The 20,237-nt window shown below is 70.9% G+C and carries 22 protein-coding genes; 6 read left to right on the plus strand and 16 right to left on the minus strand.

From position 1 onward, the window contains the following. Window positions 1-56 precede the first annotated feature (56 nt). Complete coding sequence (locus WN71_RS25765; protein WP_079178106.1) at window positions 57-626, plus strand: COG4315 family predicted lipoprotein; 570 nt, start codon at window positions 57-59, stop codon at window positions 624-626. 64 nt (window positions 627-690) lie between these two features. Here the strand turns inward: WN71_RS25765 and WN71_RS25770 are convergent, their stop codons facing one another. Genes WN71_RS25770 through WN71_RS25785 form a run of 4 tightly spaced genes read right to left on the minus strand, consistent with a single transcriptional unit; the run spans window position 691 to window position 4,424 of the window. Continuing rightward, window positions 691-1,332, minus strand: coding sequence for a nuclear transport factor 2 family protein (locus WN71_RS25770; protein WP_052743047.1), 642 nt, complete (start codon window positions 1,330-1,332; stop codon window positions 691-693). A 23-nt stretch (window positions 1,333-1,355) separates the two neighbouring features. Further along, a complete protein-coding gene (locus tag WN71_RS25775; RefSeq protein ID WP_046585666.1) occupies window positions 1,356-2,540 on the minus strand; it encodes an acyl-CoA dehydrogenase family protein in 1,185 nt (394 codons plus the stop codon). A gap of 45 nt (window positions 2,541-2,585) precedes the next feature. Further along, window positions 2,586-3,878, minus strand: a complete 1,293-nt coding sequence (locus WN71_RS25780; protein WP_052743048.1) for an acyl-CoA dehydrogenase family protein — start codon at window positions 3,876-3,878, stop codon at window positions 2,586-2,588. 21 nt (window positions 3,879-3,899) lie between these two features. Next, window positions 3,900-4,424, minus strand: coding sequence for a hypothetical protein (locus tag WN71_RS25785; protein ID WP_046585668.1), 525 nt, complete (start codon window positions 4,422-4,424; stop codon window positions 3,900-3,902). 240 nt (window positions 4,425-4,664) lie between these two features. Here WN71_RS25785 and WN71_RS25790 point away from each other — a divergent pair, with 240 nt between their 5' ends. The 4 genes from WN71_RS25790 to WN71_RS40135 all read left to right on the plus strand — a co-directional run bounded on the left by WN71_RS25790 (window position 4,665) and on the right by WN71_RS40135 (window position 7,270). Next, the gene (locus WN71_RS25790) at window positions 4,665-5,228 is read left to right on the plus strand and encodes a flavin reductase family protein (RefSeq protein WP_046585670.1); all 564 of its coding nucleotides are present in this window, start codon (window positions 4,665-4,667) and stop codon (window positions 5,226-5,228) included. 68 nt (window positions 5,229-5,296) lie between these two features. After that, window positions 5,297-5,932 (plus strand): NADPH-dependent FMN reductase, encoded by a 636-nt coding sequence (locus WN71_RS25795; protein WP_046585672.1) that lies wholly within the window; start codon window positions 5,297-5,299, stop codon window positions 5,930-5,932. Window positions 5,933-6,078: 146 nt separating this feature from the next. After that, window positions 6,079-6,684 carry a TetR/AcrR family transcriptional regulator gene (locus WN71_RS25800; RefSeq protein WP_046585674.1) on the plus strand — a complete coding sequence of 202 codons (606 nt, stop codon included), beginning with the start codon at window positions 6,079-6,081 and terminating at the stop codon, window positions 6,682-6,684. A 121-nt stretch (window positions 6,685-6,805) separates the two neighbouring features. Beyond that, window positions 6,806-7,270, plus strand: coding sequence for a CbrC family protein (locus WN71_RS40135; RefSeq protein WP_167382957.1), 465 nt, complete (start codon window positions 6,806-6,808; stop codon window positions 7,268-7,270). A 2-nt stretch (window positions 7,271-7,272) separates the two neighbouring features. Here the strand turns inward: WN71_RS40135 and WN71_RS25810 are convergent, their stop codons facing one another. Next, a complete protein-coding gene (locus tag WN71_RS25810; RefSeq protein ID WP_046585676.1) occupies window positions 7,273-8,511 on the minus strand; it encodes an IS256 family transposase in 1,239 nt (412 codons plus the stop codon). A gap of 143 nt (window positions 8,512-8,654) precedes the next feature. Here WN71_RS25810 and WN71_RS43495 point away from each other — a divergent pair, with 143 nt between their 5' ends. Then, the gene (locus tag WN71_RS43495) at window positions 8,655-8,804 is read left to right on the plus strand and encodes a CbrC family protein (protein WP_107469761.1); all 150 of its coding nucleotides are present in this window, start codon (window positions 8,655-8,657) and stop codon (window positions 8,802-8,804) included. Window positions 8,805-8,852: 48 nt separating this feature from the next. Here the strand turns inward: WN71_RS43495 and WN71_RS25815 are convergent, their stop codons facing one another. From WN71_RS25815 to WN71_RS25865, 11 genes are read right to left on the minus strand one after another with little or no spacing between them, the layout of a single operon-like run. Next, on the minus strand, window positions 8,853-10,229 hold the full coding sequence (locus WN71_RS25815) for an aldehyde dehydrogenase family protein (RefSeq protein ID WP_046585678.1): 1,377 nt from the start codon (window positions 10,227-10,229) through the stop codon (window positions 8,853-8,855). Beyond that, complete coding sequence (locus tag WN71_RS25820) at window positions 10,226-11,212, minus strand: fumarylacetoacetate hydrolase family protein (RefSeq protein ID WP_046585679.1); 987 nt, start codon at window positions 11,210-11,212, stop codon at window positions 10,226-10,228. The genes WN71_RS25815 and WN71_RS25820 overlap by 4 nt, the downstream gene beginning before the upstream one ends. 9 nt (window positions 11,213-11,221) lie before the next feature. Next, on the minus strand, window positions 11,222-11,512 hold the full coding sequence (locus tag WN71_RS25825) for a putative quinol monooxygenase (RefSeq protein ID WP_046585681.1): 291 nt from the start codon (window positions 11,510-11,512) through the stop codon (window positions 11,222-11,224). A gap of 28 nt (window positions 11,513-11,540) precedes the next feature. Then, a complete protein-coding gene (locus tag WN71_RS25830) occupies window positions 11,541-12,413 on the minus strand; it encodes an amidohydrolase family protein (RefSeq protein WP_046585736.1) in 873 nt (290 codons plus the stop codon). 58 nt (window positions 12,414-12,471) lie between these two features. Next, the gene (locus tag WN71_RS25835) at window positions 12,472-13,416 is read right to left on the minus strand and encodes a 3-hydroxyacyl-CoA dehydrogenase NAD-binding domain-containing protein (protein ID WP_046585683.1); all 945 of its coding nucleotides are present in this window, start codon (window positions 13,414-13,416) and stop codon (window positions 12,472-12,474) included. After that, complete coding sequence (locus tag WN71_RS25840; RefSeq protein ID WP_046585686.1) at window positions 13,413-15,365, minus strand: acetoacetate--CoA ligase; 1,953 nt, start codon at window positions 15,363-15,365, stop codon at window positions 13,413-13,415. The genes WN71_RS25835 and WN71_RS25840 overlap by 4 nt, the downstream gene beginning before the upstream one ends. Further along, window positions 15,362-16,171 carry a crotonase/enoyl-CoA hydratase family protein gene (locus tag WN71_RS25845; protein WP_240529762.1) on the minus strand — a complete coding sequence of 270 codons (810 nt, stop codon included), beginning with the start codon at window positions 16,169-16,171 and terminating at the stop codon, window positions 15,362-15,364. The genes WN71_RS25840 and WN71_RS25845 overlap by 4 nt, the downstream gene beginning before the upstream one ends. A 12-nt stretch (window positions 16,172-16,183) precedes the next feature. After that, window positions 16,184-17,161, minus strand: a complete 978-nt coding sequence (locus WN71_RS25850) for an ABC transporter ATP-binding protein (protein WP_046585688.1) — start codon at window positions 17,159-17,161, stop codon at window positions 16,184-16,186. Then, a complete protein-coding gene (locus WN71_RS25855; protein WP_063777706.1) occupies window positions 17,148-18,251 on the minus strand; it encodes an ABC transporter ATP-binding protein in 1,104 nt (367 codons plus the stop codon). The genes WN71_RS25850 and WN71_RS25855 overlap by 14 nt, the downstream gene beginning before the upstream one ends. Beyond that, the gene (locus tag WN71_RS25860) at window positions 18,248-19,171 is read right to left on the minus strand and encodes an ABC transporter permease (RefSeq protein WP_079178109.1); all 924 of its coding nucleotides are present in this window, start codon (window positions 19,169-19,171) and stop codon (window positions 18,248-18,250) included. The genes WN71_RS25855 and WN71_RS25860 overlap by 4 nt, the downstream gene beginning before the upstream one ends. Then, complete coding sequence (locus tag WN71_RS25865) at window positions 19,168-20,199, minus strand: ABC transporter permease (RefSeq protein ID WP_167382958.1); 1,032 nt, start codon at window positions 20,197-20,199, stop codon at window positions 19,168-19,170. The genes WN71_RS25860 and WN71_RS25865 overlap by 4 nt, the downstream gene beginning before the upstream one ends. Between the last annotated feature and the right edge of the window lie 38 nt (window positions 20,200-20,237).

Here is a 20,237-nt window from a genome sequence, read left to right on the forward strand (position 1 = left end):
GTCGGCACGGATCCGGGGAAAGCCGCCCCCGAACGAGATGGGAAGGACTACCGATCATGAGAACTCGCCGCCTGCCGGGGCCCGTGTGCATCGCCGCGGCGGTCGCGCTCGCCACCGCCGCCTGCAGCGGTCAGGCCACCGGCACGGCGTCATCCGGCAGCACGGCGTCTTCAGGCAGCACGGCATCCGCCGCTGCCACGGCGTCCGCGGAGCCGAGCGCCACGGATTCCCCGACCGCCGCCGCGAAGCCCGTCCCCACCGTGCTCACGGTGGGGACGGTCACCCTCACGAGCGGCGGCAAGAAGTCGGTGCTGGTGAACGACAAGGGGCGGGCGGTGTACCTGCTCACCGGTGACACCACGGGCAAACCCCGGTGCGTGAAGGACGGGTGCACCAGCTTCTGGGCGCCCGTGACCAGCTCCACCGCCACCCCGAAGACCGGCTCCGGCGTCACGGGCAAGGTCGCCGTGTGGCATCACGACGGCATCGACCAGCAGACCATCGACGGTCACCCGCTCTACACGTTCGGCGGCGACAAGTCCGATGGCACGGCCCGCGGTCACGGCCTGTCCAGTTTCGGTGGCACCTGGAAGGCGGTGACGGCCTCCGGCGAAGCCGTGAAGTAGCCCGGCCGACATGAGGAGAGCGGACGCCCGACCGGCGTCCGCTCTCCTTTTTCCTGGTCTCCGACTACTCGAAGGTGTCGTAGGGCTCCGGAGGTACGGGGATCAGGCGCGGCGCGCGCTGGGCGTCGTACACGGTGGAGTCCGCGGCGGGCTCGTCGGGCGCCGCCCAGCCGGTGGGCATCGGCGGCTCCGGCGGGGCCTCGCCGGCGACGACGCTCTTGTCGTAGTCGGCGGCGAACGTCTGATGGACCGCCAGGTGCCAGATGCGCCAGCCGTGCTCGGTCCTGATGAAGTCGACCGCGTACTTGCACCAGTACCAGAAGGCGATGCGCGGGGACCCGTCGACCCAGAAGAACCTGTGGGCCTCGTGACCCGGTGAGTTCCACACCGCCTTGGCCGTGCGCGCGTCCTTGGCGACTTCGATCACCGGGGTCGTCAGGGTGTGGTCGACGAGTTCGCCGCGCAGGTCACGCGGGGTGAGTTCCTCTCCGAAGGCGACGCCGAAGCAGCGGCGTGCCGCGTCCTTGCCGTACCAGCGGCCGAACGGCATGTCGATGACGATGTCGTCGCGGTCGGCGAAGAGTTCGACGATGCGGTCGTTCATGTACGCCGAGTGCAGGTACTCGTACTTGCTCATGACGTTCTGGACCTCGACCACCGCCTCCAGGCGCTCGATGCGCAGGGCCAGGTCCTCGGTGTGCTCCATGTGCCGCTCCCGCTCCTTTCGGGTCAGTACTGCGCGTGGCCGGGCACGCCCAGGCCGAGACCGAGGCGGACGCGGCCCGCCAGGCGCTGGGTGTGGCGCAGGTCGAGGGTGATGTGGTTCCGCATGACCTGGGTGTTGCGGCAGATGAGGTCGAGCGGGGTGCCGTCCCGGTGGATGCTCGCGCCGGCCGCCTGGACGAGGAGGTCGACCGCGCGGAAGGCTTCCGTACCGCTGCCGGTCACGGACAGGTTGAGCAGGGCGAGTTCCGGTGCGGTGGGGTCGGCGCAGTCGCGGGCGTAGAGGCGTTCGGTGCGGGTCACGGCGTCGTCGAGGAGGAGGCGCCCGATGTGGGCGGCCTGGGTCGCCTCGCCGTACGCCGCGTGGGTCTCGGGTTCCTCCAGGACCGGGCCGCCGCCGGGACGGACGCGCTTGCCGATGGCCTCCGGGAACAGTTCGAGGGCCGCCTCGGCGGTTCCGACGGCGACCGCCCCGTGGATGAGGGACAGGACCCGGTACATCGGGTACTGGAGCGCCTCGTAGGACGGGTGGAGCCGTGCGCCGTCGTTGTCGCGCGAGGCGTAGCGGAGGAAGTCGACGGCTCGGTGGGCGGGGACGAAGGCGTCCTGCAGTTCGAAGTCGTTCGAGCCGGTCGCCTTCATCCCCGGGACTCGCCAGGTGTCGACGACGGCGCCCTCGTCGGTCCGGGCGACGATCGCGAGCGGGCCCTGCGGGCCCATCGCGGAGACCACCGCCCAGTTCGCGTGCAGGATCGCGGAGGCGAAGCGCCAGCGGCCGGTGACCCGGTAGCCGCCCTCGACCGGCTCGGCCGTGCCGGGCGGGGCGGCGGTGGCGGCGGCCAGGCCCGGCGCACCGTCGGCGAATATCTCCGCCTGGGCCTCGGAGTTGAGCCTGCTCAGCAGCCAGTTGTGGGAGATGAGGAAGGCGCCGACCCACCCGGCGGAGGCGTCTCCGCGGGAGAGGACGCGGACGAGGTCGATGAAGGTGGCGAAGTCGATCGCGGAGCCGCCGGCCTCCGCCGGGCGCATCGCGGAGAAGAAGCCGGCCTCCCGGTACGCGTCGATCGCCGTGTCCGTGAGCCTGCCGAGCCGCTCGGCCTCGGCGGCCTGCTCGCGCAGCATCGGGACGAGTTTCTCCGCAGTGGCAAGGAGGTCCGCCGCGGGCGGGGCGGAGAGGGAAGGGTGCGTCATGAGGTTGTTCCTTCGGCGGTGAGGGTCTTCCTTCGGCGGTGAGGGCTACGAGACGTCGGGGAGGCCGCCCGCGAACGTCGGGGCGACGGTGCGGCCGAGCGCGTCCTTGCCGGTGAGCTCGGCCAGGGGGTCGAAGCGGATGGCACCGTGCGAGGCGAGGACCCGTACGTCCCGGTGATAGCGCTGCACCGGGTTGGAGAGGGCCGCGGACGACGTGCCCAGCGTCTCCTCGGCGTCGGCGATCGCGTCACTGGCGAGCCTGATCGCGAGGACCAGATCCATGTGGAGCCGGGTCGCCTCCACCGGGGTGACGTCGAGCCCGTCGGCGCTGATCCGGTCGATGCCGTCCGCGATCCGCTCGATGACGGCCCGCGCCACGTCGACGCGCGCCGCCACCCGGCCGGTGGCGATCTGCGTGCCCGGGGAGTCCGCGATCGTCGGATACGGCAGGTTGAAGGGGGTGCGCCTGGGCGCCTGCGCCACCAGCGTCTCCAGGGCGCCCTCGGCCATGCCGAGGGCCACGGCGGCCAGCTGCAGGGTGATGACGACGATGCGGGCCTGCTCGCCCCAGGTGAACGCGACGCCCTGGTAGCGCTCGCGGAGCCCGTTCATGCGGGCCGGCAGGTGGGCCAGGTCGAGGAAGTGGTGTTCGGGGACGAAGACGTCGTCCGTCGCGACGATCGTGTTGCTGGAGGTCGCCGCCATGCCGGAGACCTGCCAGTCGTCGAGGATCTCGTACGCGCTCCTCGGGATGAGGGCCAGTCCACGCCCCGGGCGGCCGTCCTCGTGGGTGAAGTCGGCGCCGACCATGGCCCATTCGGCGGTGCGGCAGCCGCTGGCGAAGCCCCACCGGCCCGAGACCTGCCAACCGCCGTCGGCGCGGCGGGCCTTGCCGACCTTGCGGGCGAAGACCGAGGCGCCGACCAGGCGGGGGCCCTTCGGGTCGGTTCCCGAGGTGAAGATCTCCTTGACGGCCTCGGGCGGATAGGCGAGGGCGAGCATGTGGTTGTTGGCCGCGGTGGCGGTCAGCCAGCCCGCCGAGCCGTCGCCGCGGGCGACCTCCCTGAGCACCTCGGCCAGGTCCCGGGCGCCGGCCGCGAGGCCGCCGTGCTCGACCGGGGTGCCGAGGTCGAAGACGCCCAGGTCGGCCAGGTGCCCCGAGACCTTGTCGGTGAGAGCGCGCCGCTGTTCGGCGGTGGTCGCGTCGGCCCGCATCTCGGGTACGAACTCGGCGACGGCGCGGCGCATGTGGCGGGCCGCGGGGGTGAGGGTCGCCTCGGGCACGAAGCGCTGCAGCACCGACTCCGCGGGGCTGGTGTCCTGTTCGGTCACGTTCACGTTCACCTTCTTGTGAGGGGGTCAGGCCTGCGGCGGCGGGGGCGGGGCCGCGGCGCTCCAGTGCTCGGTCAGCACGCCGTCGGCGACCCGGAACATGGTCGGGATGAAGCGCACGCCGCGCTCGGAGACGCCCTGCAGCAGCAGGGAGACGATCTCGCCGTCGGCCATGGCGACGATCGGCATCGGCGGCCACAGGTCGACGCCCTTGGCCTCGGCGCCCTTGAAGAAGTCCGCGAGCGGCCCTCGGCCGTCGGCGAGGTGGTCGTCGTGCTGCTGGTAGTCCTCGGCGAGGTACGTCGCGAGAAGGTCGTCGATCCTGTCCGCGATGGATCCCGTGGCGGCGAGGCGCGCGAGGTCGCGCTGGAAGCCGACGGCGACGCGCTTGCGCTCGGCGTCGAGGGGATCGGCCGAGCGGACGAGCCGCTCGAAGTAGACCTCGTCGTCCATCCAGGTCCGGAAGAACTCCGGGCTCTCGATCGTGGCGAGGGGGCCGTCGAAGCGGTATGCGGGCCCGTTGGCCGGCGTACCGGCGGGCTGGTCACTCATGTGTCCTCATTCCGGAGGTGCCAGAGGTGATGGCCGTACGACGCAACGTTCGTCAGTTTTGGTGTACGGAACGGTTCTGTCAATGCTTCTTCACGGAGACTTGACCGCATCCGGCCGAGCAGTTCGACAGCTGGGAACTGGGGATTTCTCATAGCCGGTCATCCTCTCCAGAGGGTTGCCCTGACTGGACGGACTCACTACCGTACGACTTCGTACACTTCCTCACGACGGGAGCTGAGCATGGCGCCGTTGCCTACTCACCCGGACCTGCCCGTGAAGCCCGAGGACGTCGAGCCCGGGCTCTCCCCTGCGGAGTTCAAGCTGGCCTTCCGCAATCACCCCGCCGGTGTCGCCGTGATCACGGCCGACGACGGGAGCGGCCCCGTCGGGCTGACGGCGTCCTCCGTCTTCTCCGTCAGCGCCGAGCCGCCGCTCTTCGTCTTCTCGCTGTCCTCGGCGTCCTCCGCGGCGCCCGTACTCGGGAAGGTCGACACCCTGGTGATCCACCTGCTCGGTGCCGACCAGCTCGCGATCGCCCAGCGGTTCGCGACGAGCGGCATCGACCGCTTCGCCGATCCCGGCAGCTGGAGCCGCCTGGAGACCGGCGAGCCCTACCTGGTGGACGCGCCCGTGCGGGTGCGCAGCCGGGTCGTCGAACGCCTCGAGATGAAGGTCGGCGGATCGACCGTGATCGCCTGCCACGCCTTGGGAGGCGTGATCGCACCGCAGGAGGGGGCCGCGCCGCTCGTGTACCACGACCGCGCCTGGCACCACCTCGGGGCGCACTCGAGACTGCCGGCCTGAGCCGGCGCCGAACGCCTCCTCCCACCACCCACGACTGTCCCGATCACCGCAGATGGCAAAGGAAGACCATGCCGAAACTTCTCATCATCATCGGTAGCACCCGCCCCGGACGGCTCGGGCTGCCGATCGGCACCTGGGCGGCGGACGCGGCCAGGAAGCACGGCGGCTTCGAGGTCGAGGTCGCCGATCTCGCCGAGTTCGACCTGCCGCTGCTCGACGAGCCCGGACACCCCCGCATGGGCAGGTACACGAACGAGCACACGCAGGCCTGGAGCCGCGCGGTGGAGTCGGCGGACGCCTTCCTGTTCGTCACGCCCGAGTACAACTACGGCCCGCCGCCGAGCCTGATCAACGCCATCTCGTACCTGTTCTGGGAGTGGACGTACAAGCCGGTCGGCTTCGTCAGCTACGGGGGCATCGCGGCGGGTCTGCGCGGGGTCCAGGTCATCAAGCAGATCGTGACGACGCTGCGGATGATGCCGATCGCGGACGGCGTGGCGATCCCGTTCGTGATGCAGCACATCCAGGACGGCGAGTTCTCGCCCACTCCGATCATGGAGGAGACGCTGCCGTTCCACCTGGACGAGCTGCTGCGGTGGACCGGGGCGCTGGCGCCGCTGCGCGCCGAGGTGCCCCAGCGGCGGATGGAGATTCCGCCGGGGGCGCCGCGGCCGCCGGCCGGGGCGAAGCCTCCGACCCCGTAACGGACGGACGGCGGGATCGTCCCAGGTGCGCCGGGCGCACCTGGGACGATCCCGCCGCTTCGGTCGGTCCGCGGCTCTGTTGGTCCGGTGGACCGCCCGGTGGTGGGATCATGTGCATCGCAATCCGTGGAGAGGAACCAGACCCGATGGCAGTGGCCAAGAAGGCGCCGGGAACGGCTCGTGTCCGCGGGGAGGCACGGCTCGAGAGCATCCGCAGGGTGGTGCTCGAACTCGTCGCCGAGCGCGGCATCGAAGGCGTCACCATCGACGCCATCGCGGTGGCGGCCCAGACGTCGAAGCAGACGCTCTACAACCGCTGGCCCACCAAGGCCGACCTGGTGCGCGACGCCGTCCGGCTGAGCTTCGACGGCGCCACCCCGGGCGACCCCGGCGACCTGGGCTCGCTGCGCGAGGAATTGCGGCTCATCCTGGAGTCGGCCGCGGAGATGCTGCGCACCAACCGGCGCCTGATCATCGCTCTGGTGGACGGCGCCCAGCGCGACGAGACGATCATGTCGATCATGCGCCAGGACACCCGCGAGGCGTACCGCGAGGTGCTGCAACGCCCGTTCAAGCGGGCCATCGCGCGGGGTGAGATCGGCCCGATGACCGATCTCAACCTCGTCTCCGACATCGCTCTCCCGCTGCTCCTGCATCGCGCGATGTGGGGAGAGCTCATCGACGACCGCGTCGTGGCGGGCCTGCTGGACAACGTGATCCTGCGACTCGCCGCGACACCCTCGGAGCGATAGCGGCACAAGATCCCAGCTCGACGTTCAGCCTCGGACCTTCCCGTGAGCGGGTGCTGCATCACGGCGTGCGGCGGCTGGAGGCCGATCCGTGGTGCCCGTTTCAGGTCGGGACAATGTTCCGGTGACCGAGCCGACCTTTCGATACCACCCTGATCCGCTGGCCTCCGGGTCCGCGTCGCGGATCGACCACGTCTGCAGTGTCTGTGGCACGGCTCGACAGATCTGCTATCAAGGCCCTGTCTACGGTCGGCAACCCGATTCCCTGTGCCTGCACTGCATCCACTCCGGGGCAGCGTCACGCGCCCTGAGCATCTCGGTCGGAGGCGACGGCGAATCCGACCTGCCTGCGATGTTCAGCGATGCCGTTGACGTCCCCGACGACGTGCCCTGGTCGGTCGTCGAAGAAATCACCCGACGCACTCCCGGCTTCGCGGGTTGGCAGCAGGAAGCCTGGCTGTACCACTGTGGCGATGGCGCGGCCTTTCTCGGCCCTGCCGGGTACAGCGAGCTCGAGGCTCACCCAGAGGCCCTCGGGTCACGTCCGCGGGAGTGGTGTATCGACGGCCACTCGGTGATCTCGTTTTGAGGCTATGCGGTGAGTTCGGTGGGCAGGTCGTTCTCGTCGGTTTGTGACTCGATCGGGTGGAGGCGGGCCTTGGCCAGGAGTTCGTGGCCCATGTAGCGGCGGGCCTCGGTCCATTCGTCGTTCTGCTCGGCCAGCACGGCGCCGACCAGGCGGATCAGGGCGGTGCGGTCGGGGAAGATGCCGACCACGTCGGTGCGGCGACGGATCTCCTTGTTCAGCCTCTCCTGCGGATTGTTCGACCAGATCTGCCGCCAGATCTCGCGAGGGAACGCAGAGAAGGCGAGCAGCTCGTGCTGAGCGGCGTCCAAGTGGGCTGCCGCCTTGGGGAACTTGGCTTCCAGAGCGTCCAGAACGTGCTGCATCTGGGCTTGGACGGCGTCGGTGTCGGGCTGTTCGAAGACGGTCCGCAACAAGGTGGCCACCCAGGGCTGTGCAGACTTCGGGACCTGGCTCAGCAAGTTTCGGGCGTAATGGGTTCGGCACCGCTGCCAGGAAGCGCCAGGCAGGACCGCGCCGATCGCGGCGACGAGGCCGGTGTGGGCGTCGGAGACGACCAGTTGGACACCGGACAGGCCCCGGGCGGTCAGGGAGCGCAGGAAGGCGAGCCAGCCGGCCCCGTCCTCGGCCGTGGCGACGTCGAGGCCGAGGATCTCGCGGTGACCGTCGGCGTTGATGCCGACCGCGATCAGCGCGTGGACGTTGATGATGCGGCCGCCCTCGCGGACCTTCTGGGTGAGTGCGTCGACCCAGACGAATGCGTAGGGCCCGGCGTCCAGAGGGCGGTTGCGGAAGGCGGTGACCTGCTCGTCCAGGTGCTTGGCCATCGCGCTGACCTGGGACTTCGACAGCTGGGTGACGCCGAGGGACTCGGCGAGCTTCTCGACCCGTCGTGTGCTGACACCGAGCAGATAGGCGGTGGCGACCACGCTGATGAGTGCCTGCTCGGCCCGCCGGCGCCGCTCGAGCAGCCAGTGCGGGAAGTAGCTGCCCTGGCGCAGCTTGGGGACGGCAAGTTCGACCGTGCCGGCCCTCGTATCCCACTCGCGCGGGCGGTAGCCGTTGCGGTGGTTGACGCGTTCGTCGCTGACCTGCCCGTATTCGGCGTTGCAGAGGGCATCGGCCTCCGCGGACATGAGGGCGTCGGCGAACGTCTTGACCATCGCGCGCAGCAGATCGGGACTCGCCGCGGCGAGGTTCTCCTCGGCGAGCACGTGCAGGGGCAGACTGTCGGGTGCGGTCATCGTGCTGATCTCCTTCGAGGCTTCGTCACTTCGAAGATCAGCCGGTGGCCGTTCATCTATGCGGGCACCATCCCGACGCCGGAGCAAACCCCGGATCAGGTCGAACCCGTACACCACTTCCCAGGACGCAACCGGCCCTCGCCATGCTCCGTGAAGATCGCCGACGTTACGGCTGGTCGCCGGCGGATACCGAGCAGTTCTTGCGGCGGCTGGACCGCGCCGGCGAGCCGACGGCTTACCTGTTCCGCTGCTTGCACTGCGCCACAAGCCTGGCGTCGTGGGACATCGGCTGACAGCAGCTGATTCCGTGCCGTGGCACAAGAACACCGTGCAGAACAGGCTCAGGCCACCACCATCGTCCGTACGTTGGTGAACTCCCGGACGCCCTCGGCCGAGAGCTCGCGCCCGTACCCGCTGCGGCCCGTGCCGCCGAAGGGGAGGCGTGGGTCGGAGGCGACCATCGCGTTGACGAACAGCGCGCCCGAGCGGATCCGGCGGCCGACCGCGAGGGCGTGCTCGTGTGTTCCCCATACCGAGGCGCCCAGCCCGAACTCCGTCGCGTTGGCCAGTTCGACGGCATGGTCGTCGTCGCGCGCCCGCGTCACCGCGGCCACGGGGCCGAAGGTCTCCTCGTCGAAGGCGGCCATCCCCGGCAGCACCCCGTCGAGCACCGCGGGTTGGAGGAAGTAGCCCGGCCTGTCGACGAGTCGACCGCCGGCCAGCAGGCGGGCGCCCTGCCCGACGCTGCGCTCGATCTGGCGGACGACGCTGTCCCGCAGGTCGGAGCGGGCCATCGGGCCGACGGTGGTCCCCGCGTCGGTGGGGTCGCCGACCCGCAGCTTCGCGACGCCTTCGAGGAATCGGGCGAGGAACGTGTCGGCCACGTCCCTGTGCACGATGAACCGCTTCGCGCAGACGCAGCTCTGTCCCGAGTTCGTGAAGCGTGCCTTGACCGCGGCGGTCGCCGCGGCATCGACGTCGGCGTCGGCGAGGACCACGAAGGGATCCGAACCGCCCAGCTCGAGCACCGACTTCTTGAGGGCGCGGCCGGCGACCGCGGCGAGGGACGCACCGGCCCGCTCGCTGCCGGTGAGGGTCACCGCCGCGATCCGCGGGTCCTCGACGACGCGGCGCACGACCTCGGGCACGTCGCCGGCCTCGACGACCAGAGCGCGGAACAGCCCTTCGGGCGCCTCGGCGTCGGCGAACAGTTCCTCGAGCGCGAGGGCGCACCCGGTGACATCGGGGCTGTGCTTGAGCAGAGCCGCGTTCCCGGCGGCCAGGGCGGCGCAGGCGAAGCGGACGACCTGCCAGAAGGGGAAGTTCCACGGCATGACCGCGAAGACGGCCCCGACCGGTTCGTACGAGAGCCAGGAGCGGGAAGCACCCGAGGCGATCTCGTGGTCGGCCAGCCACTGCGGCGCGAGGTCGGCCACGACCGTGCAGTTCCAGGCGCACTTGTCGATCTCAGCGAGCGCCTCGGCGAGCGGCTTGCCCATCTCCTGCGTGATCAGCGCCGCGTACCGGTCACGGCGCTCCGTCAGCAGCGTGCCGACGCGGCGGAGCAGCCGGAGCCGCGCGTCCAGCCCGGTGTCCCGCCAGACCAGGGATGCCGCGTGCACGTCGGCGAGCGCCTGCTCGATGTCGGCCGCGTCGTGCGCCTCGTAGGAGACGAGCTCCTCGCCGGTCGCGGGGTTGTGCGTGGTGACGACGCTCATGAGGACACCTCCGTACGGGGGCGACGCCGGGCCGGCGCCACCGCGGCGACGCTCTTGTTCGGCGCGGCGACGCGGTTGCGCAGGGTGCCGAGCCCCTCGATGGTCATCTCGACGACGTCGCCCACCTGGAGCGGCGGCGGGACGAACGCCCCGGCCCGGCCCCAGGACTCGGCCAGCGAGCCGGACGCGCAGGTGCCGGACGCGAGGACTTCTCCGGCCCGCACGCACGAGGCGCGTGAGGCGTGCGAGACCAGCTGCTCGAACGACCAGCCCATGTGACCGGAGCGGTCCGCGCCGACGGGTTCGCCGTTCACGACCACGCTCATCGCCAGGTCCAGGAACCCGTCGACGTCACGGTGCGCGTCGAGTTCGTCGGGGGTCACCACCCACGGTCCGATCGTGGTCGCGAAGTCCTTGCCCTTCGACGGACCGAGCTTCAGCTTCATCTCCCTGCCCTGCACATCGCGCGCCGACCAGTCGTTCATCACGCAGTAGCCACCGATCGCGTCACGCGCCTGGTCCGGGGTGACGTCCCGGGCGTCGCGGCAGATCACCGCGGCGATCTCCAGCTCGAAGTCGAGGCGCTCGGTGTCGGGCGGCATCGGCACGTCGTCGTACGGTCCGGTCACGGCGTGCGGTGCCATGAACAGGAACACCGGGGCGTCGTACCACTCGGCCGGTGGCCCGGGGTTGCCCATGCCCCGCTCCATGCCGTCGACATGGGCCTCGAAGGTGAGGAAGTCCCGCATCGCCACCGGGTGGACGGGAGGCAGAAGGACCACATCGGAGGGGTGCAGGACCTCGGTCCGCGCCGCCCCGGCGGCCACGGCCGCGCGCTCGGCCGCCGGCGCGGCGAGCAGCGCGGTCAGGTCGTCGACGCCGGGGAGCGGACGCAGCGTCCAGCCCGGTCCCTCGTCGGCCACGAGCCCGACGTGCCGTGTCCCGTCGGGCTCGTCGGTGAGTCGGAAGGCTGCCAGCTTCATCGGTTGCGGTCAGCCGATCGTCTCGTAGAAGGCCCGCTCGCGGGTCGTGAGGACGGGGATCGCCTGGCCATGGCCGTACTCCGTGAAGTGCTCGGACGCGCCATGGGCCTGGTACGCCTCCTCGTCGTCGTAGATCTCGAACAGCCGGAAGACCAGCGGCTCGGACGGGTCCTGGTACGCCTGGTAGAAGCGGTTGCCCGGCTCCTGGCGGGAGGGCGGGGTCAGCTTCTCGATGGCGTCGCGGACGATGTCCTCCTTGCCGGGCTGGGCGGTCCAGACGGCGGTGACGACGTAGGCCATGGTGGTTCTCCTTGTGAGGGGTCGTGGGTCAGGATGCGGTGAGGCCGAGGACGGTGGCCGCGTTCTGCTTGAGGATCAGCGGGCGCACCTCCTCCTTCATGTCGAGCCGTTCGAAGTCGCCCAGCCAGCGGTCCGGGGTGAGGACCGGGAAGTCCGAGCCGAACAGGACCTTGTGGCGCAGCACGGTGTTGGCCTGCCGGACCAGCTGGGCCGGGAAGTACTTCGGGGACCAGCCCGACAGGTCGATGTAGACGTTGGACTTGTGCGTGGCGATCGAGATCGCCGCGTCGACCCAGGGCACGGCCGGATGCGCCATGATGATCTTGAGGTGGGGGTGGTCGGCCGCGACGTCGTCGAGCAGCATCGGGTCCGAGTAGCGCAGCTTGAGTCCGCGCCCGCCGGGAAGTCCGGCGCCGATGCCGGTCTGCCCGGTGTGGAACAGGGCGATCACGCCGAGGGACTCGATCTCGTCCCAGAGCGGCGCGAACGCCGGGTCGTCGGGGGCGAAGCCCTGAAGCGTCGGATGGAACTTGAAGCCGTACACGCCGTACTCCTCGACCAGCACGCGGGCCCGTCGCACGGCGTCCGCGCCCTGGAGCGGGTCCACGGAGCCGAACGGGATGAGGACGTCCGCGTGCGCCGCCGCCTGCACCGCTATCTCCTCGCTGGAGAGGGCGGGGTGGCCGAGGTTGGTCGTGGCGTCGACGGTGAAGACGACCGCGGCCATGGTGCGGGCGCGGTAGTGCTCGGCGACCTGGGTGAGGTTCGGGGTGCGGTCCTGACCGGCCCGGAAGTACTTCGCCGAGGCGTCGAGGAGTTCCTCGTCGAGGGAGAAGTGGCCGTGGTCGTCGGACTCGATGTGCACATGGACGTCGAGGGCGGTGAGCGCCGCCACGTCGATCTTCGTCGCGTACTTGCTGGGCAAGGGAGGTCTCCTGTGGTTCGCTGCCGACGGATCGCTACGGCAGTGCCGTGCGTCGGCGTTTCGCGGCGATCAGGTCGATGAGCAGGTCGTCGCGCTCGGCGACGAGGGCGCTCTGGTCGGTGCCGTCGAGTTCGCCGTCGATGCCCTCGACGAGCCGCGCGGCGAGGGCGGGGGTGAGGTGGACGCGGCCGAGGTCGTCCATCCACTCCTGGGCCGGGGGGCCGAGGTGGCGAAGCGTGTGCGCGAGGCCGCCGGCGCCGCCGGACAGGTGCTGGTTGGCGAGCGGGCCGAGCAGCGCCCAGCGCAGGCCGGGACCGCTGCTGATCGCGGCGTCGATGTCCGCGACCGTCGCCACGCCGCGCTCCACCAGGGAGTACGCCTCCTGCCAGAGGGCGGCCTGGAGCCGGTTGGTGACGTGTCCGGGCACCTCGTGGCGGACCAGGATCGGCCGTTTCCCGAGGGAGGAGTAGAAGGCGAGGGCCGTGTCCACGGCGCTCGCGGTCGTACGGCTGCCGGGCACGACCTCCACGAGCGGGATGAGATACGCCGGATGGAACGGGTGCCCGACCAGGACGCGCTCGGGGTGCCGCGCCGCCATCTCCTGCAGCCGGGACGGCATGAGCCCCGACGAACTGCTCGCGATCGGGACCGAGCCGGACGTGTGCGCGTCGATCTCGGCGATCAGCCCCTGCTTGAGGTCGGCCGTCTCCGGGCCGCTCTCCTGGACGAAGTCGGCGCCCTCGACCGCTTCGGCGACGGACGCGGCGAACATCAGCCGGTCGCGGGAGGCCCCTTCGGCCAGGCCCAGGCGGGTCAGTGCGGTCCACGCCCCGTCGACGTGCTCACGCAGTCGCCGCTCGGCACCCGGCGCCGGGTCGCAGGCGCGCACGTCACGCCCCTGGGCCAGGCAGAGCGCCGCCCAGCCGGCTCCGATGACGCCGCATCCGACGACCGCGACGGTCGCCACGCGCGCGGTCATCCGAGCGCCCCGTCGCGGGCGAACGCCGCGTACGCGTCCAGCGCCGTCGGGTCCGTGAGCGCGCCGGGCGAGGCCACCTCGTGGGGTGCGGCGCCCTGCAGGATGCGCTTGACAGGGACCTCCAGCTTCTTGCCCGTACGGCTGTAGGGCACGGACGGCACCGCGACGATCTCGTCCGGTACGTGGCGCGGCGAGAGGGCGGTGCGGATGTCACGAGCGAGCCTGCGCCGCAGGCCGTCATCGAGGTCGACGCCCTCCGCCACCACCACGAACAGCAGCAGCCGGCCCATCCCGCCCTCGCGGTCCTCCAGGTGGACGACCACGCTGTCGAGGATGTCGTCGGCGTCCTGGAGCACGCGATAGAACTCGGCGGTCCCCAGGCGCACTCCCCCACGGTTGAGCGTGGCGTCCGAACGGCCCGTGATGAGGCACGAGCCGGCCTCGCTGAACCGGCACCAGTCGCCGAAGCGGAACACCCCGGGGTACTCGTCGAAGTACGCCGCCCTGAACCGTTCGCCGTCCGTGTCGCCCCAGAAGCCGACCGGCATGGACGGCATCGGCGAGGTGATGACGAGCTCGCCCACCTCCCCGACGACCACCTTCCCCTCGGCGTCGAAGGCCTTGACGTCCACGCCGAGGCTCGGCCCGGACATCTCCCCCGCCCAGACCGGCTGCAGCGGCGAGCCCTGCACCAGCCCGGTGCAGACGTCGGTGCCACCGCTGCCGACGTTGAGCAGGACGGAGTCCCCGAACTGCTCGTGCACCCAGTCGTAGCCCTCGGCGGGGAACGGGCTGCCCGCCACGCCCAGCTGACGCACCCGGGACAGGTCGAACTCCTCGGCGGGCCGCACCCCCTCCTTGCGGCAGGCCATCAGATAGCCCGGGCTCGCACCGACGAGGGTCGCCTCGGTCTCGGCGGCCAGCCGCCACTGCTCCCGCAGGTCCGGGTGGAGCGGGTTGCCGTCGATCATCACCAGGGACGAGCGGACGAGCAGCGCCGAGACGAGCGTGTTCCACATCATCCACGCCGTCGTCGTGAACCACAGCAGCCGGTCGCCCGGCCCCATGTCCCAGTGCAGGGCGTGGTTCTTGAGGTGTTCCAGCAGGATGCCGCCGTGCCCGTGGACGATCGCCTTGGGCTTGCCGGTCGTGCCCGAGGAGAACAGCACGTACAGCGGATGGTCGAACGGGACCGGCTCGAAGGCGAGCGTCCGGTCGGTCGGTGCGCACAGGTCGTCCCAGGCGGTCGCGTCGGGCAGAGCGAGCGGTCCGTAGGGCACGTGCACGACGTGTTCGAGGGTGGGCAGCGCGGCCCGGATCTCGGCGACCTCGCCGCGCCGGTCGATCTGCTTGTCCCCGTACGTGTATCCGGCGACGGCCAGCAGGACCTTCGGCTCGACCTGGCCGAAGCGGTCGATGACGCTGACGGAGCCGAACTCGGGCGCGCAACTCGCCCACACCGCGCCGAGACTGGCCGTCGCCAGGAACGCGACGAGCGTCTCGGGCACGTTCGGCAGGTAGCCGACCACACGGTCGCCGGGGCCGACACCGAGACGTTCGAGCCCGGCACGGACCCGGCGTACCCGGTCCTGCAGTTCGCCGAAGGTGAGGGCGAGCGGTTCGCGAGTCTGGGAGTAGGCGAGGACGGCGGTCTCCTGCGCGTCCTCGGGGCGGCCGAAGGCGTGCTCGGCGTAGTTGAGCCTCGCGCCGGGGAACCAGCGGGATCCGGGCATCTCGCGGGTGTCGAGGACCTGTTCGTACGGCGTGTGGGACGTGACCTCGAAGTACTCCCACACGGACTCCCAGAAGGACTCCACCTCGCGTACGGACCAGGCGTACAGCTCGGCCCAGGAGGCGAGGTCGACACCGCGCTCGGCACTCAGCCACCTGATGAATCCCTGGACCCGTGCGCGCTCGACGCCGCTCGGGTGGGGCTGGATCGGACTCACAGGGACGCTTCCTCTCGGTCGGCATGCACCTTCGGGGCGCGACCCGCCAGGAAGGCGCGCATGCGCTCCTTCGCCTCGGCGCTGTCCTGGGCGATCGCGGACATCATCGACTCCATGAGCAGTCCGGTGTCCGGGGCGGCCTCGGCGATGCGGGGCAGGGCCTGCAGGACCGCGTAGTTGGTGAGCGCGGAGTTCTCGGCGATCCGGCCGGCCAGCTCGACGGCGCGTTCGAGGCCCGCTCCCTCGTCGACCCGGTAGTGGACGAGTCCGATCGCGGCGCCCTGGTCGGCGGAGAGCACCCGCCCGGTGAGCATCATGTCGGCCATGCGGTGAGCGCCGATGAGCCGGGGCACGCGGACCGATCCGCCGCCCCCGACGAACAGGCCGCGCCGGCCTTCGGGCAGCGCGAAGAACGCGCTCGGTTCCGCCACCCGTATGTGGGTGGCCGCGGCCAGTTCCAGGCCCCCGCCGATCACCGCACCCTTGAGGACCGACACCACCGGGACGCTGCCGGACTCCAGCTGCGCGAAGGCCTCGTGCCACATCCGCGAGTGGTGCAGGCCCCCGACGACGTCCCGTTCGCCCAGCTCGGCCAGGTCGAGGCCCGCGCAGAAGTGGTCGCCGTCCGCGTTGAGCACCACGGCGCGGACCCGGTCCGGCGGCCGGCGGAAGAAGCCGGCAAGGCCCTCGACGGTGACGTCGTCGAGCGCGTTGCGCTTCGCCGCTCTCGCGAGGGTCAGGACGGCGATGGCGCCGTCCTGCTCCAGTCGCAGCGAGGGCGGCAGGCCGTGTTCGGTCGTGCTCACCTTCAACTCCCCTTACTGAAGCGCCTGTTGGCGATGGACATCCAGGTGGTGACAGGCCACTTCCACCTCGTGGGAGGCGGCGGCGTCGACGTGCGGCGTCGGTACGTCCGTCCAGCACCGCTCCATGACCAGCGGGCACCGGTTCGCGAAGGTGCAGCCGGTCGACTCGCGTGTCTGCGGGGCGGGTTGCTCCGCCGCCCGTGCGAGCAGGCTCCGGCGGTCGGGGTCGCGGCCGGGCACGGCCGAGAGCAGTGCCTGCGTGTACGGGTGGCGAGGGTGCTCGTACACCTCCTCCGCCGGGCCGCACTCGACGATCGCACCGTGGTGGATGACGGCGACCCGATCGGCGACGGCCCGCACCAGGGACAGGTCGTGCGTGATGAACAGGCAGGCGAGGCCGCGCTCCCGCTGCACCTCGGTGAGCAGATTGAGGACCTGGGCCCGAACCGACACGTCGAGCGCGGCGACGGGTTCGTCACAGACGAGGAACTTCGGGTCGGTCGCGAGCGCGCGGGCGATCGCCACGCGCTGCAACTGCCCGCCGGAGAACTCGTAGGGGAACCGCTCCATGGCGCTCGCGTCGAGGCCGACCCGTTCCAGGAGCTCGACGGCCCGAGCGAGCCGCTCGTCGTGGTCGGCGCCGATGCCGTGCACGGTCATCGGTTCCGCGACGAGCTCCCCGATGACCATCCGCGGGTCGAGCGAGCCGAACGGATCCTGGAAAATCATCTGCATGTCACGGCGGGCGGACCGGAGTTCCTTCGCGGACAGCTCGCGCACCGGACGGTCGAGGATCCGTACCGTCCCCTCGTCCGCCTCGACGAGCCGCAGGGCGATACGGCCGAGGGTCGACTTGCCCGAGCCGGACTCGCCGACCAGGGCCAGGGTCTCGCCCCGTGCGATGGTCAGGCTGATGCCCCGCAGCGCCTGGACTCGCCGGCGCCCGCGCCCGAACGCCTTGGTGATCCGGTCGAGTTCAACGAGCGCCATGGCCGGCTCCCTCGTTCTTCGCGGAGTTGTTCGTGGAGTTCTCCGTGGAGTCGTTCGTGGAGTTCTCCGTGAGGTTGTTCGTGGAGTTGTTCGCGGAGTTCTCCGTGAGGTTCTCCGTGGCGCGTGCGCAGCGCACCCGTGTCCGGCCCAGCTGCAGCACGTCGGGCGCCGCCTCGCGGCAGGCGTCGACCGCCAGGGAGCAGCGTGGATGGAACCGGCACCCGGACGGCCAGGCCGACGGAGGCGGGATCTGCCCGGGGATCGCCTGCAGCAGCTCGCCGCGCCTGCACTCGTCGGGCGTCGCGTCCCGCAGCGCGGCGCTGTACGGGTGGCGCGGCGCGGAGAGCACGTCGCGTACGGGGCCGACCTCCGCGACCTGCCCGGCGTACATCACCGCGACGTCGTCGCAGACCTCGGCGACCACGCCCATGTCGTGGGTGATCAGCAGAACGCCGAGATTCAGCTCCTCCTGAAGGTCCTTGATCAGACGCAGCATCGCGGCCTGGACGGTGACGTCGAGCGCGGTCGTCGGTTCGTCGGCGATGAGGACCTCGGGTTCGCCGGCGAGGGCGACGGCGAGCATCACGCGCTGGCACATCCCACCGCTGAACTGGTGCGGGTACTGCCCCGCGCGCGTCCCGGGGTCGGGTATGCGGACCCGGTCGAGGAGTTCGACGGCCAGGTTCCGTGCCTGTTTGCGCGATACCTCGCGGTGTGCCCGGATGGTCTCCGCGACCTGGTCGCCGACGGTGAAGGAAGGGTCGAGGCTGCGGCGCGGCTCCTGGAACACCATGCCGATCCGCCCGCCGCGCACGGCGCGCAGCTCCTTCTCCGGCAGCGCGATGAGGTCGGTTCCGCCGAGGAGTACCTGCCCTGCCCGTACGCGGACGCTGGGCGGCAGCACGCCGAGCATCGCCAGGCCGGTCATCGACTTCCCGGAACCCGACTCGCCGACGAGGCCGAGCGTCTGCCCCGGGCGGATCGTCAGGTCGGTGCCCTCGGTGAGGACGAGTGGCCCGTCGGGGCCCTTCGCCTCGATGCTGAGGCCGCGTACCTCCAGCAGCGGAGCGGTCTGTTCCGTGGTGCTCACTTCTTGCCCCTCTCCGCGCGGCCGTAGGCATCCCGGATGGAGTCGCCGAGGGTGAAGAAGCACAGGATCAGCACGACGATCAGCACGGCGGACGGGAGCATCGGGAAGATCTGGTCGGCGTTGTTGTCGAAGGCGTCGCTGAGCATCCCGCCCCACGTCGGTGTCGGCGGCGGGGTGCCGAGCCCGAGCACGCTCAGGCCCGCCTGGACGGAGACCACGACACCGATCGCCTGCGAGGTCTGGACGAGGAGCGGGCCGAGCGCGTTGGGAACGACATGCCGGACCAGCAGCCTGCCCGGTCCGCAACCGGAGGCGCGGGCGGCTTCCATGTACAGCTCCTCCGCCACGCTCCTGGCGGCGGTCTGGGCGACCCGGTAGAAGCGGGGGATCAGCACGATGCCGACGGCCAGGGCCGTGTTCAGCGAGCTGCGGCCCATGAAGCCGATGATGCCGAAGGCGAAGAGGAGCGGCGGAATGCTCAGCAGGCCGTCGGAGACCTGGCCCAGCACACCGTCCACCACGCCGCGCAGGTATCCCCCGAGGAGGCCGAGCGGGATACCGATCATGCCGATCAGCGTGCCGAGGACGGCGGTCCACAGCGTGGGCGCGGTTCCCTCGATCAGCCGGCTGAGCACGTCCCGGCCCAGGTAGTCGGTGCCCAGCAGGTGCTCGGAGCCCGGTCCGGCGTTGATGTGGGACAGCTCCTGGCGGAGCGGGTCGTGGGGTTCGAGGAGCGAGTGGAACACCGCGACCAGGGAGATGAGAGCGAGGAGCACCAGCGCGACCAGCGCGGGGCGGTCCGTGAGGAGCCGTCGTACGACCCGGCTGTGGCGCAGCCGTGCCAGGCGTCGGCGAAGCGGCGGAGGTGGCGTTCTCGATACGGCCGGCGGGGCCGGTTCGGTGACCGTGTCGGCAGTCATCGCAGGTCCGTCCTCGGGTTCAGCTTCACGTTGATCAGGTCCACGAGCAGGTTGAGCGCGATGACGAGCACCGCGCAGACGAGGACCACGCCGCGGACGACCGGGTAGTCCTTCGCGAGGATGGCGGTGACGCCGGTCTGGCCCAGTCCGGGCAGGCCGAAGACCTGCTCGATGATCACGGCGCCGCCGATGACCTGGCCGAGCTGGATCCCGAGCACGGTCAGCATGGGAGCGGCCGCGTTGCGGAACGCGTGCTTGAAGAGCACGTTGGGCCAGGTCAGCCCCTTGGCCCGCAGGGTTCGGATGAAGTCCTGCTCCCGCGTGTCGATCAGGTTGCCCCGCAGCTGCCGGGCGACCTCGGCCGAGGAGAGGGAGGCCAGGGTGAGGCCGGGCAGGATCAGGCCGGTGAACCACTGGACGGGGTTGTCGGCGAAGGCCGTGTAGCCGATGACCGGCAGCCAGCCGAGCTTCACGGCGAAGACGTTCTGCAGGAGCAGACCGATCACGAACGGCGGCACGGCCAGTGCCACGGCGCTGCCGCCGACGAGCGTGCGGTCGAGCCAGGACCCCGGCCGCAGAGCGGCCAGGGTACCGAGGACGACACCGATCACCAGGGTGAAGCCCATGGCCACCACCGCGAGCGACAGGCTGACCGGCAGCGCCTCCGCCAGCATCTCGGTGACGGGCCGGCTGTCCTGGATGCTCGTACCGAGATCGAAGGTGAAGGCGTGCCAGACGTAGTCGACGAGCTGAAGGAAGAACGGCTGGTCCAGGCCGAGTTGGTGGCGGATCTGGGCGAGCAGCTCGGCCGAGGCGTCCTTTCCGGCGACGGCCACCGCGGGATCGCCGGGCACCAGCTGCTGGAGCAGGAAGACCACGATCACGACCACGAGGAGCGTGAGGATCGCCGAGCCCACCCGCCGCAGTGCCACGCCGGCCATACCGCCGCCCACCCGCCGCAGTGCCGCTCCGGCCATGCCGCCGCCCGCCACCCGCGGGCCGCTCCGGCCCATTGAGGAAATGTCCATAGCAGGTCGCATTTCGCTAAGAGTTGGTGTCGCGAGGC

The sequence above is a fragment of the Streptomyces mangrovisoli genome (assembly GCF_000974985.2).
In the GTDB taxonomy this organism is placed as follows: domain Bacteria; phylum Actinomycetota; class Actinomycetes; order Streptomycetales; family Streptomycetaceae; genus Streptomyces; species Streptomyces mangrovisoli.